The sequence below is a fragment of the Bacillus crepusculi genome (assembly GCF_014764715.1).
Classification (GTDB): Bacteria; Bacillota; Bacilli; order Bacillales; family Bacillaceae; genus Bacillus.
Map to the genome: position 1 here is coordinate 24,307 of NZ_JACXXE010000014.1, position 12,449 is coordinate 36,755.

Consider the following 12,449-nt stretch of genomic DNA (forward strand, 5'->3'; position numbering starts at 1 on the left):
GAGGAATATAATGCTCAACAAAAAAGTTTTTATGGCAAACTTTAAACTTACATATAGACGTACTTTAAACCGTTTGATTTACTTTTTCCCATCAAGCGAAAATTTACTAAAATCAAATAGACTTATTTTTGTATTTACACCCTTTTTTTTAGTCTACCTTTTTATTCTATATAAGGCTTCAACTACTCTTTTGCCTAATGTATCAGGCCATATTTTATCATTAGGTACGAATTTTATTATTCTTTTTTTTGTTTTGAATATTTTAAAATCATCAACTGATATTTTACATCGATATGTATACCCTGAAGATTTCCTTCTTTTACATACTTTAAAGACAGATCCAAAAAAAGTTCTATTATCGAGATTTTTCACAACAATTTTTCTAAATGTTTTATTCAAATTAACAATAATAGTATTCCCTATACTTTTTTTCATAAATTTTTATACAAGTAATAAATTATACCTTTTTTTATCATTTGCACCACTATTTATATTTATATTTGGCCTTACATGCATTTATTCATTACTCACATATATCGCTTATTCTAAATTTTTACACAAAATCTTGAATTCTAGGTTGATTAGTCTGTTATCTTTTATAGGAATTGCACTCTTATCTGCTATTTCAACTACTTTTTTTGGTTGGATCGGACTTAATTACTTTTATGAAAAAGATCTTCTTGAAGCTATTGAAAATTTCATATCTGTATTTAGATTAGAGACGATATTAACAAACACATGGCTTCCTACTAACTGGTACTTACTTTCAACAAAAAGTGATATCTATTTATTTATCATATGTTCTTTAGGTTTAATTGCACTAGGATTTCTTTTACTCTCTATTGCCTATCTAATAGTTTTGAAAGTGTTGCTTATAAAGGAAGCAACACCTAATAATCTTTTGCCGAGAATAAAACCAATCAAATTACCTTTTTTAAATTATTTAATAAATTTCTTTCCCCGGCAAAATATCGCCATTTTAAAAAAGGATCTTACTGCTCTATTGAGAGCTAATTTTACTATCAAGAGACGCTTAGTACTATCTGTAAATATGATTGCAATAGAATTAGGTGTATTGGTAGGCATTAGTTTAAATCAAAAGTGGTTTGACTTCTCGGAACTTTTTGTTATTTATCCAATTTTATTTGCCGTAACTTACAACACTTCTTTATTAGGAGAAGGCTTGCTTGGCATAACTTCAGCAGATGCAGAGCGCGAAAATCTGTATATTTATAAGAATTCAGGCGCTTCTATCTTCAAGTTGATTGCAGGAAAATCCATACTGCATTTATCTATAATTCTTATTATAATGAATACATTATTTTTAGTTATATTATTATTATTCAACTTAGATACTATGACTCAAATTATTTTGTATATCATGATTAATTCAATTAGTCTTATTATAGGTTCTGGCCAAGTGATAGGTACTTTCCTCTATCCCCGTTTAGACTGGGAAAATTTAGAGGATATTGGTTCGTCTGTTAAAGCCTCATTTTTTGAACATACTATTCTTGGGGTACTACTAGCATTTTACCTTCAATTGTATGGGGTCTCAGGTGCTCTCGTTACTTTTGACATTATTGATAGGAGTATATTCTTTTTACTTATTGTGACTGGAACATGTCTATTTTTCATTGGCATTTCTCTATTTTATTATTTTTGGATTAAAAGAATAGGAACGAAACATTGGGAGATGAAAATATGAAAATTGAGAATCTATCTTTCAAATATAAAGATAAACAAATTTTAAAATCTATAAATTTAAAAATAGAGCCAGGTAAGGTATATGGATTACTAGGACCGAATGGTGCTGGAAAATCAACACTTTTAAAATGTATTCTCGGGATTATGAAACCATACGAAGGTAATATTACTATCAAGGAGAAAACTATATATTCTGAGAGATCTTCCTATCTTAAGTATATAGGTTATGTTCCTGATGCTCCTTTTATCTATCATTATTTAACCCCTAGAGAGTACTTGGAATTTATTGCTGACTTACAAGACGTACCCTCTGAAATGAAGGATGATAGAATTGAAGTTTTGTTAGATCAATTTAACTTAAAACAAAATGAGAATGATATGATTTCTACATTTTCTTTTGGTATGAAACATAAATTATCTGTTGCTGGAGCCATAATTCATGAACCTGAAGTTTTAATATTAGACGAACCATTAGGTGCGTTCGATCCTCCCACTACAAAGATGATGAAAAACTTTCTTAAACGTTATGCTGAACAAGGTAATACTGTCATCATGTCTACACACCTTGTTAATATCGCTCAACAACTATGTGATAGAGTTGGTATTTTAATTAACGGTGCTCTTGTTAAAGAATATGATCACCTTACAAACATTCAGCACTTTGAAGATTTAATTATAAAAGATATGGATACTTTACTAAAATGACAGGAATAATAAACAGAAATAAACGTATACTTTATATAGCAAGTATTTTATACATAGCAGGTATAGTTCTTGGGGTTATTTTTAACAATATTCTCCCTAGTCTTAGTCCAGAAACTGTTGATGAAGTTACAGTTCTGGGATATTTCAAACATAACTTTGCTGCAAATTTATTTCTCATTTTCTCAATGTTTACATTTGGTATTTTGACATCTATCTTATTATTATTAAATGGATTTTTAGTAGGCTTATCCTCTTTACAAAGTATTACCGATCATGGTAACAATTTGTTATATATATTAACTGCTTTAATTCCTCATGGTATCTTTGAAATTCCTGCCATGATATTATCAGGTTCACTTGGTTTCAAATTGTTAGACTTCGTCTATTTAAAAATAAGAGGGCTATATTCCCCCAAGAAACATTTCTTTTCGGATATTTTATTTTTTACTATGGTGATATGTCTGTTGACATTACTTGCTGCTTTAACAGAAGCATTATTAACGCCCTTTTTACTAAAAAAATTGCAATAGGAGGTCCTTATGTTTATTAATAAAAAAAAGATAGATAAATTACTAGATGATCATTTAGAGAAAAACAAGGGAGATTCTAAAAACACAATTAATAGTTCTTTTATCATTGTATTTTATTTTTCAATACTCTTATCAATCTGTACTTTCTTTTTTGATTATAGATTCTTTTTAATCACTTTGTTTGGTCCAACCATTTTAGTGACTTTTATATCCCCTCCCCTACAATTTAATAAAGGAATTTATAGAGGTTGCTCTGCATTATATTTATTACTATTAATTATAGTGACATTTTTCTGGATCAAGTAAATTATCAACTGTTAATAAAAAACGTCCGAAACAGACGTTTTTTATTTTACCATTTTAAGTGGATTTTTTTCTAAATTTTTTGACATGTTGAACCCCGCACCACGACTGGATTCACCATTCTTTTTTACCATTGTATAGGTATGAAAGCGGTTGCCTAATACTCATATTTTTGATACTCTTTTTTTCAATGCAAATGTGGGATTGCATTGGTAAAAAAACAAACAAATGTAAACGGTTGATTGTAGGGGGAGGGGCTTATGTTAACGTTTGTTGGATTGTTGATTATTTTAACGATTGTTGTATTGCTGATTTGGGGGAAAGCAAGTCCAATTGTCGCGATGGTCATGGTACCTTTAATAGGGGCACTCATTGCGGGATTTGGGATCAATGACATTCAAACCTTCTTTGAACAAGGGATTATCAAAGTATTGCCAGTGGCGACCATGTTTATCTTCGCCATTTTATTTTTTGGCATTTTACAAGATACAGGGTTTTTTGAACCTGTAATTAAAACATTAATCAAGCTGACAAAAGGGAATGTTGTCACAGTTGCGATGGGAACTGCCTTGATTGGAGTTATCGCACACTTAGACGGAGCAGGAGCTACAACCTTTTTATTAACTGTACCTGCACTGCTTCCGCTTTATAAAAAATTACATATGAGTCCTTACTTACTGCTATTGTTAATTGGGACGAGTGCCGGATTAACCAATATGATTCCATGGGCCGGACCCACAGGACGAGCAGCAAGTGTGCTAAATATGGACCCATCTGAACTGTGGGTACCGCTTATTCCAATTCAGCTGATAGGGGTCGTGCTCGTATTAGGAATGGCATTCATTTTAGGAAAAAGAGAAGAAAAACGAATTCGGGTGAAAATCGCCGCAAATGAAGTAGCCGCTGTTCAGTTAGAAGGCGCTGATTGGGATCGTGCCATTCAATCGATCAGCGAAACAGGTGATGCGTCTTTAAAGCGTTATCACTTAATGTGGGTAAACCTCATTCTATTTTTAGCTGTTGTTGTCATTCTTGTCCTTAACGTCATTCCTGCTAGTTATATGTTTATGATTGGTCTTTCACTAGCACTTTTGGTGAACTATCCGAATGTGAATGTACAAATGGAGAGAATTAAGGCACATGCTCCGAGTGCACTGATGATGGCGGCTGTTATTTTCTCCGCAGGTTCTTTTTTAGGGATTCTTGAAGGAACAGGTATGCTGAAAGCCATTGCAGTTGACAGTATTCACATTTTGCCAGCCTTCTTACTGCCATTTTTACATATCATTGTAGGGATGTTTGGGGTACCGCTAGATATGCTGACAAGCACAGACGCCTATTATTATGCGCTTCTGCCAATTGTCGAATCGATCACATCTGAGGTTGGCGTGCCTGGCACTTCCGCAGCGTATGCCATGATGATTGGAAATATCATCGGCACCTTTGTTAGTCCACTCGCTCCAGCCGTTTGGCTTGCTATAGGTCTTGCAGGGGTCGATATGGGGAAACATATCCGCTATTCCTTCTTTTGGATGTGGGGATTCAGTATCATCTTGCTGCTGATTGCAATGCTGATAGGCATCATTTAATAAAAAGAAAGACATGCGCCCATATACGCATGTCTTTTTCTTTGATTATGAAGGATATTCACTCGTGTGCACTTCTGTTTTCGGTTTTTTAATCAGTGACATCAACCCAACGATCAGCAACAAGATCATCGGAACGAAGGCAAGACCAACGGTTCCAATTAAAAGAGTCACAGCTGAAACCAAGAAAAGAACACCAGAAAGCACGGCACGGCGGTCTGTTTTCAAGACAATCACACCAACAAGTGCTAAGACAGCCGCAATTGCGGAAACGACCATGAACTGAATACCAAAGGCATGAACCGAAGCCTCAAGTGTTTCAACTGGCAATGCACTGCCTTCCTCTTTCAAGATGTCATTCATTTCTTCATAAAATGCTGGGTCCACAGAGAGCATGAATGCCCCAAAACCAACACCAATCACGTTGAGGACAATACTGATAATCCCCATAATTTTTTCACCTTTACGTTTAATCATCTGTAAACCTCCTAAAAAGTTAAATTAACCTGTTTTTACTTCTCTCTTTTGGAAGACAACCAAGGCAACGACCAAGAAAATAGCCCAATAGATAACTAGGACTGTTAATGAGAATCCTAGAGACATGCCTTCGATAAAAGTAACCTCTTCCATAAAATATTGAGATGGATCATTTGCAAATAACAAATATTTTGCCCAATCAAAGAAGAACATTAAAATACTTGTAATCGTTCCACCCACAATATAAGCTAACACACTAATGGCAATGGAGATAGCTTCACTTCTAAATATTGTTGAAATTGCGAACGAAAGTGTTCCCAGCACAACAAACATTGCACAATGAGCAAGATAATAAAAGACCATATGTGCAACCTGCGAACGTTCAATCACTTCACCATTCTGATACACTAAATTCACATAGTCAGTGTTGAGTCCGAAGAAAATGGCACCCAATATGAAAGACAAGATAAACAGCACCACAACAAGTAAAAGAGCATACAGCTGGACCGTAATATATTTAGACATTAGGATCTTTAGCCTTGATGGTGGTCGAATCAATAATAATTTAATTGTACCATGCTTGTATTCAGCCGAAACAATGGTCGAAGCAATAATAATCACAAACACACCTACAAGCTGAAGTAAATTGGCATTTGTTTTCACATAATCCCATACACTGTCGCTAAACTGATCGGCTGGAGGCAAATCATGCTTGATTCGATACTCATTGATCGCTATATCCTTTTCAAGGGATCTCTTATAAAATCCTATATTATCGTCTTTCAATTCTTGCTTCTTTGCTTTATTGATTTCTTGCAGCTCAGTCTTCCAATCACCTGATGCTTGATCTCCGTCATTTGTCTTAACAGCAAAGATCAACGTTGCAATCATGCCTAACACAAGAAGCCCAACCATAATCCAAGTACCAACACGATAACTGATCTTCATCCACTCGTTTTGAATGAGGCGAATCATACGTCTGCCTCCTTTTTACCAGTTAAGCTTAAGAACTTATCTTCTAGGGTTTGTTTTTCTATTTTGATTTCGTACAAATGAATAGACGCACCGCTCAAATGACGAATCAATTCAGGCATTTTCTCTTCTGGCATGGAGAAGAATAAATACTGCTCCTCTTCCCTGACAGTGATGCCTTCCTCGAATGCACCAATGAGCTTCTGCGCTTCTTCAAGCTCGCCGGCTGCTACCTTCATTCGATAATTGGCCAAATCATCCTGCTTCGTCTCCGCACGCTGATCCTCAATCGCAATCAGCTTTCCTTTTTGGATAATCGCAAAACGATCACACATCAATTCCATTTCTGACATGAGATGACTTGATACAATGACAGCCAGCCCTTCTTCCTTAGCAAGCCTTCTCAAGTAATCTCGTATCATTCGAATCCCCTCTGGATCAAGTCCATTGGTCGGCTCATCTAAGATCAGCAGCTTTGGTCTATGTATAAGTGCCTGCGCAATGCCCAAACGCTGTTTCATCCCTAATGAAAACGTACGGACACGCTTATGCTTCACATGCTGCAAACTGACTAGCTCTAGCAGCTCATCAATTCGACCTTCATCCACTTTTCCATTCATTCTGGCAAAATGAACAAGATTTTGTCTTGCTGTTAAATGATTATACATTTCTGGATTTTCAATAATCGCACCAACATCTTGGATGGCATGCTGATATGAGGTTTGAATACTATGACCATTAATCAGAATGTCACCAGATGTAATGGGAGAAAGACCGACCATCATACGAATAGTCGTTGTTTTCCCTGCACCATTCGGTCCTAAGAAGCCAAAGACTTCACCCGCTTGGACAGAAAAGCTCAAGTCTTGAACAATCTTTTTCCCGCGAATATGCCTAGATACATTATGCAGTTCTAAAACGTTCGCCACGTTACCTCTCCTTCTTTGTCTAAATATGATCTATCATCTATTTCCTGATAAACACCATGATCCGTCAAAAATAGAAGAACACTTCCATATGGTACAGCAATGCCCAAAAGTTGTGAAGGGGATTAGCCGAAATTTAGCGAATCATTTGCCTTTTTTAAGGTAGGGTTAAGAAAACTGCGGATTTTTATGTGAAAAGAGGCTTGATTTTTTAAAAAATGGATCTTTTTCAACAGGTATATATGTATGGAGTTCTGTTTAAGATTATTCCTTTCACCTATAAATCATGATACGAAAAAGAGGCCGCTTATCGACAGCCTCTTTTTATTGATTATACCTTTTTCACAAACTCTGATTTTAATTTCATCGCTCCAAAGCTAGGAATTTTACAATCAATGTTATGATCGCCTTCAACTAAACGAATGCCTTTGACCTTCGTCCCTATTTTTAAAACCGAGGAAGAACCTTTCACTTTTAAATCTTTAATGACAGTGATCGTGTCCCCATCACTTAACAGATTCCCATTCGCATCTTTAACAACAAGCTGCTCCTCTGCCGCTTGTTCTTGTTCTAATGACCATTCATGCGCACATTCAGGGCATATAAGGAGACTGCCGTCCTCGTATGTATAGGATGAACTGCACGAAGGACAATTCGGTAGATTAGACATTTGTATTTCCTCCACATTTCTATTTCATTTATCACTATTTTACCACATTTCTATAGAAATGAATGTGATAGAAAAGGAAACATTTTTCAGCATTTACTTCTCTTTTCCAAATGTCATCACAGCCGCAATATTCCGCGCAGTTCTCTCTACATGAAGAGCCGCATCCCGCATTGCCTCAGAAAGAGAGGTCACACCTGGAACGATGCTAAAAAGTGCATCAATTCCATGATCATGTACGACTGTACTGTCTGTTGAGAGTGATCCTGCAATACCAATCACAGGGAGACCATACTGTTTTGCTGCTTTGGCTACACCGATTGGCGTTTTTCCATATATGGTCTGTCGATCAATCCTGCCCTCCCCAGTAATGACGAGGTCTGCCTCTTCGATGACGTCATTAAAATGAACAGCCTTCAGTACAATATCGATCCCTTTTTGCAGATCGGCCTGTAAAAAGCCTAATAAACTCGCACCAAGTCCTCCTGCCGCTCCTGCACCTGCTGCATCAGCAAAAGATACATTAAGCTGCTTTTCTGCTACTTGTGCAAAATGAGCTAGGTTTTTGTCTAACACTTGAACCATTTCCTCATCCGCTCCCTTTTGAGGGCCGAATATAGCAGACGCTCCCCTTTCGCCCGTTAAAGGATTATCCACATCACAAGCCGCCTCCAGCCGGACGGATTGCAATCTTTTATCAAGTCCAGATAGATCAATGGAAGCTAATTGATGAAGGCTCCCACCGCCTGGCGTCAGGTCCTGCCCTCTTTTATCAAGAAAAACTGCACCTAATCCTTGCATCATCCCAACGCCGCCATCATTTGTTGCACTCCCGCCTAGCCCAATGATGATATGCCTTGCCCCTTTATCCAGCGCTGCAAGCATTAATTCACCTGTTCCTCTAGATGTTGTAAATAGCGGATTGCGTTTTTCTCGCGGGACAAGGTGTAGCCCAGAGGCTGCGGCCATCTCTATAACGGCGGTCTGACCATCCCCTAACATACCAAAAAAAGCATTCACAGGTTCACCAAGCGGACCTGTAACCACTTGATTGACAATATGCCCGCCCGTCGCATCCACCAACGATTGAACCGTGCCCTCTCCTCCATCTGCCATCGGAAGTTTGATATACTCTGCGTTTGGAAGAATAGACCGAAAGCCTCGTTCAATGGCACATGCTGTCTCATAAGCAGATAAACTTTCTTTAAATGAATCTGGTGCGATCACAATTTTCATCCTAAAGCCCCTCGTTTCTTATCATCCTCAGCCAAACAGCTGGAAAACGCCAAAAATAATGGTCGATACAACGGTTAACGTCAAACCGATTAACGATTCAAAAGGCATGAGCTTCAACCGCTCTTTGATGTCCATTTGAACACTTCCTGCTGTTGCGTGGAAAAAGCTCCCGTGCGGCATATGATCAAGTACAGTTGCGCCAGCATGAATCATGGCTGCCCCTGAAAGAGCAGAGACGCCAAGCCCAATCAGTGTACCGCTAAATACGCCACTCGCTACCGCCGTTCCTGCTGTTGTCGAAGCGGTGGCTGCTGACATAAAAATTCCTGATGTTGGTGCAAGCAAATAAGGCGGCAATCCCGATGCATCAAGCGCATGAATAAACACATCTTTTAAGGAAGAGTTAGATACGATTCCTGCTAGTGTGCCTGTCCCTAATAACATAATCGCTACACCTGACATTTTATGAAGTCCCGATATCGCATAATCATTGATATACTTTCCTTTTTTCATCAAAAGAGCGCCTACAATGCCTCCAATCGGTAAGGCAACCATTGGATCTATATTGATTTGAAACAGCGGCCTTAGAGCCAACAATAAAATGGTGACAAGCGGACCTGCCAGTGCTTGGAAAAAAGCAGGCACTTGAACCATGCTTTGGCCCGTTTCCTCTTCAAGAATGGGTGTCCCTTTATTTGCAAGCTTTTTGGCTAACACATATGTAACAGCTAATCCAAACACAGCCGGAATAACACCTGCAGCCATCATTGAAGTAAGAGGTACACCAAATGCGTCAGAGGCTGCAATCGCATTCGGGTTCGGCGACATGATATTTCCTGCCTTCCCGCCTCCAATCATGGCAAGTAAAATACCCGTTTTTGAAAGCTTTGCTCGTTTGGCAATGGCAAGTGCGATTGGCGCAACCGTGATGACTGCTACATCCACAAAAACGCCTACTGTTGTTAAAATCATCGTTGCAAGTGCCAGTGCTAATAGTGCCCTCGCCTCACCAAGCTTTTTCACGATGGCCTCAGCGATAGACAGCGCTGCACCCGATTCAATCAGGACGCCCGCAAGTACCCCCGCAGCCATAATTCTAAGGACAGCCGGAATCATGTCCTTAGCTCCTTCCATCATCACGTTGACAGTCTGAACAATATCAACACCCCCAACTAAACCGCCTATGAATGCACCTGCCAGCATGCCGTATGCAGGTGATACTTTTTTTAGAATGAGAACAATCGCAATGACAAGCGCTGTCATAGCTCCCAGTGTACTGATCGTCACATCTCCATTCATTCTCGATCCCCCCAATTGTCTTTCTTTAATTGTAAGCGTTTACCTACAGGGATCGGATTGTGAATCTAGATGAATTTTTTCATTCATCACATCATTCAATTGTGCATATGCACAATCAAGGTAGTTGACTCATCAACTGCGCCATATAAAGCTCCATCAACTGTTTCACATGGCGAGGGTCCTTTCCAGTGATTGCTTGGATTTTATCTAATCGATATCGCAGTGTATTGCGATGAATATATAAACGGTCAACGATTTTTTGCAAATCCCCGCCCTCTTCAATGTAAACCTTTAACGTATGGACGAGCTCCGTTTCTTGTGTAAGCGGCTTGTAAAAATCAGTCCATCTATTTTCCTCTTTGGCGGTTCCTGCTCTCATAAATAAGCTTTCCAGCTGATAAGTTTCAAAGAAAAATAAGCTTTCATCTGAATCAAGAACCTTCCCCAACCGCAGAGCATCTCTCGCTTGCTGAAAAGAAAGAGGCAATCGGCTCATGTCGTCAGCGACAGTCCCTACACCCACAAGCACTTGTCCACCCACTGCTTGCACCATCGTTCTTTGTAGCTGCCCAATCACATGCTTCAGGCCATGTTCTGGAATCGGTTGCCTTAAAAGAATCAATTCATGAAGGAAGGTCATGCCTAGTAAATCATCCGCATTCTTATCGTATTGAATCGCATGCATCATTTTGTGTACAGTGTCCTCGGAGGATGGAACTGGCTGAAAAATAACCGCCATTCGGCGCTTGTCTAAATCCATTCCGAGCCAGGCCGCTCGGTTCTTTAGCTGATGATCACCCACGTCAGAATCAGAAATCAACTGATTGACAATTTCACTTTCTATTCGCTGCCGCCACTGAACTCGTTCAAGCAGAAAAGATTGTTCTAACACCAGCTCAGCTGCCATTTTCACGAGCTTTGCATGATGCCGAATGTCCTCTGGCTCACCAGTTATCCCAATTACACCAACTACTTGTTCATGAAAGCAAATGGGCAAATTGATTCCAGGCCTTACTCCTTTTAATCGAAGGGATGTCTCTTGGTCAATTTCCACACTGTTCCCACTCGTCAGCACAAGTCGCGCACCATCATGTTTTTGACCAATCCTTTTTCGTTCACCAGAACCAATAATCACACCATCTGCATTCATCACATTGATGTTTTTATGTAAAATATGCATCGTACGTTCAACCATTTCTTGAGCCAATTCACTGGTTAAAAATTGCATGCAGCATCTCTCCTGAAGGTGTTTTCATTCAATGTATCATAGTGTCATTGCACAATAAATGCAAAGTTCTCAAAAAACAGCCATTGACAAAGAGACATTGAAAAGTGTTTAATCAAATCAAAGGACCGACCGACAGTCTAGTTAAAAGAAAGGATGGCTTTATGAGAACCGTTAAACATCCTGAAGAACGCAAAAATGACATCTTAAACGCAGCAGAGGTGCTTTTTTCAACCAAAGGCTACCAGCAAACAACGATTATTGACATATTAAAAGCCGTTGGCATTGCAAAGGGCACATTCTATTATTACTTTACATCCAAAGAAGAAGTGATGGATGCCATTATTGACAGGATCATCAAAGCAGATATCATCGTGGCAAAGCGTATTGCAGCAGATCCAGACCTTCCAGTAATAGATAAACTATTTCGTATCATCATGGCACAATCGCCTCAGCAAGGAAGCAATAAACAGGTCATGATCGACCAATTTCATCAACCTTCTAATGCAGAAATGCATCAAAAAAGCCTGATCAAAGCCATTAAAGAACTTTCACCAGTTTTGGCAGATGTCATTCAGCAAGGTGTAGAGGAAGGAACGTTCCAAACGAAGTACCCGCAAGAGACGGTTGAATTTCTTCTTGCTTCTGCCCAGGTCATTTTTGATGAGGGTCTTTTTCAATGGACCACAGAAGAAAGTATACAAAGAGCTCTAGCTTTTATCGATCTCCTCGAATCCTCACTACATGCAGAAAAGGGAAGCTTCTCCTTCCTTTTCAAGCGATTAACTGGAGAGGGAGATGACAATAATCAGTGAT

General features: G+C 38.7%; 13 protein-coding genes. 6 read left to right on the forward strand and 7 right to left on the reverse strand.

All coding sequences use genetic code 11. The features are described from left to right. The first annotated feature begins 10 nt into the window (after positions 1 to 10). The 5 genes from IEE86_RS17165 to IEE86_RS17185 all read left to right on the forward strand — a co-directional run bounded on the left by IEE86_RS17165 (position 11) and on the right by IEE86_RS17185 (position 4,834). Positions 11 to 1,708, forward strand: coding sequence for a hypothetical protein (locus IEE86_RS17165; RefSeq protein ID WP_191098263.1), 1,698 nt, complete (start codon positions 11 to 13; stop codon positions 1,706 to 1,708). After that, entirely contained in the window at positions 1,705 to 2,412 is a 708-nt protein-coding gene (locus tag IEE86_RS17170) for an ABC transporter ATP-binding protein (RefSeq protein ID WP_191098264.1), read from the forward strand. The genes IEE86_RS17165 and IEE86_RS17170 overlap by 4 nt, the downstream gene beginning before the upstream one ends. Beyond that, positions 2,409 to 2,942, forward strand: coding sequence for a stage II sporulation protein M (locus IEE86_RS17175; RefSeq protein ID WP_065099204.1), 534 nt, complete (start codon positions 2,409 to 2,411; stop codon positions 2,940 to 2,942). The genes IEE86_RS17170 and IEE86_RS17175 overlap by 4 nt, the downstream gene beginning before the upstream one ends. Before the next feature lie 9 nt (positions 2,943 to 2,951). Next, positions 2,952 to 3,248 (forward strand): methyltransferase, encoded by a 297-nt coding sequence (locus IEE86_RS17180; protein ID WP_191098265.1) that lies wholly within the window; start codon positions 2,952 to 2,954, stop codon positions 3,246 to 3,248. 257 nt (positions 3,249 to 3,505) lie between these two features. Then, positions 3,506 to 4,834 (forward strand): CitMHS family transporter, encoded by a 1,329-nt coding sequence (locus tag IEE86_RS17185; protein ID WP_191098266.1) that lies wholly within the window; start codon positions 3,506 to 3,508, stop codon positions 4,832 to 4,834. Between the two features lie 45 nt (positions 4,835 to 4,879). On the opposite strand, the gene IEE86_RS17190 is transcribed toward IEE86_RS17185, so the two are convergent. The 7 genes from IEE86_RS17190 to IEE86_RS17220 all read right to left on the reverse strand — a co-directional run bounded on the left by IEE86_RS17190 (position 4,880) and on the right by IEE86_RS17220 (position 11,636). After that, entirely contained in the window at positions 4,880 to 5,308 is a 429-nt protein-coding gene (locus tag IEE86_RS17190; RefSeq protein WP_191098267.1) for a DUF4064 domain-containing protein, read from the reverse strand. Between the two features lie 24 nt (positions 5,309 to 5,332). Beyond that, the gene (locus IEE86_RS17195) at positions 5,333 to 6,283 is read right to left on the reverse strand and encodes an ABC transporter permease (RefSeq protein ID WP_191098268.1); all 951 of its coding nucleotides are present in this window, start codon (positions 6,281 to 6,283) and stop codon (positions 5,333 to 5,335) included. Further along, a complete protein-coding gene (locus IEE86_RS17200; RefSeq protein WP_191098269.1) occupies positions 6,280 to 7,209 on the reverse strand; it encodes an ABC transporter ATP-binding protein in 930 nt (309 codons plus the stop codon). Before IEE86_RS17200 ends, IEE86_RS17195 begins: the two co-directional genes overlap by 4 nt. 328 nt (positions 7,210 to 7,537) lie before the next feature. Further along, positions 7,538 to 7,876, reverse strand: a complete 339-nt coding sequence (locus IEE86_RS17205) for a zinc ribbon domain-containing protein YjdM (protein WP_191098270.1) — start codon at positions 7,874 to 7,876, stop codon at positions 7,538 to 7,540. A 93-nt stretch (positions 7,877 to 7,969) separates the two neighbouring features. Further along, positions 7,970 to 9,109, reverse strand: a complete 1,140-nt coding sequence (locus IEE86_RS17210) for a glycerate kinase (protein WP_191098271.1) — start codon at positions 9,107 to 9,109, stop codon at positions 7,970 to 7,972. 27 nt (positions 9,110 to 9,136) lie between these two features. Further along, entirely contained in the window at positions 9,137 to 10,408 is a 1,272-nt protein-coding gene (locus IEE86_RS17215; RefSeq protein ID WP_191098272.1) for a GntP family permease, read from the reverse strand. Between the two features lie 115 nt (positions 10,409 to 10,523). Continuing rightward, entirely contained in the window at positions 10,524 to 11,636 is a 1,113-nt protein-coding gene (locus tag IEE86_RS17220) for a CdaR family transcriptional regulator (protein ID WP_191098273.1), read from the reverse strand. Positions 11,637 to 11,797: 161 nt separating this feature from the next. On the opposite strand from IEE86_RS17220, the gene IEE86_RS17225 reads away from it, so the two are divergent. Further along, positions 11,798 to 12,448, forward strand: coding sequence for a TetR/AcrR family transcriptional regulator (locus IEE86_RS17225; protein ID WP_191098292.1), 651 nt, complete (start codon positions 11,798 to 11,800; stop codon positions 12,446 to 12,448). Position 12,449 lies beyond the last annotated feature (1 nt).

Coding starts and splice junctions, on each gene's coding strand:
- IEE86_RS17195 (WP_191098268.1), bottom strand. CDS start 6,283: ATGATTCGCCTCATTCAAAACGAGTGGATGAAGATCAGTTATCGTGTT.
- IEE86_RS17175 (WP_065099204.1), top strand. CDS start 2,409: ATGACAGGAATAATAAACAGAAATAAACGTATACTTTATATAGCAAGT.
- IEE86_RS17210 (WP_191098271.1), bottom strand. CDS start 9,109: ATGAAAATTGTGATCGCACCAGATTCATTTAAAGAAAGTTTATCTGCT.
- IEE86_RS17205 (WP_191098270.1), bottom strand. CDS start 7,876: ATGTCTAATCTACCGAATTGTCCTTCGTGCAGTTCATCCTATACATAC.
- IEE86_RS17220 (WP_191098273.1), bottom strand. CDS start 11,636: ATGCAATTTTTAACCAGTGAATTGGCTCAAGAAATGGTTGAACGTACG.
- IEE86_RS17180 (WP_191098265.1), top strand. CDS start 2,952: ATGTTTATTAATAAAAAAAAGATAGATAAATTACTAGATGATCATTTA.
- IEE86_RS17225 (WP_191098292.1), top strand. CDS start 11,798: ATGAGAACCGTTAAACATCCTGAAGAACGCAAAAATGACATCTTAAAC.
- IEE86_RS17165 (WP_191098263.1), top strand. CDS start 11: ATGCTCAACAAAAAAGTTTTTATGGCAAACTTTAAACTTACATATAGA.
- IEE86_RS17185 (WP_191098266.1), top strand. CDS start 3,506: ATGTTAACGTTTGTTGGATTGTTGATTATTTTAACGATTGTTGTATTG.
- IEE86_RS17215 (WP_191098272.1), bottom strand. CDS start 10,408: ATGAATGGAGATGTGACGATCAGTACACTGGGAGCTATGACAGCGCTT.
- IEE86_RS17190 (WP_191098267.1), bottom strand. CDS start 5,308: ATGATTAAACGTAAAGGTGAAAAAATTATGGGGATTATCAGTATTGTC.
- IEE86_RS17170 (WP_191098264.1), top strand. CDS start 1,705: ATGAAAATTGAGAATCTATCTTTCAAATATAAAGATAAACAAATTTTA.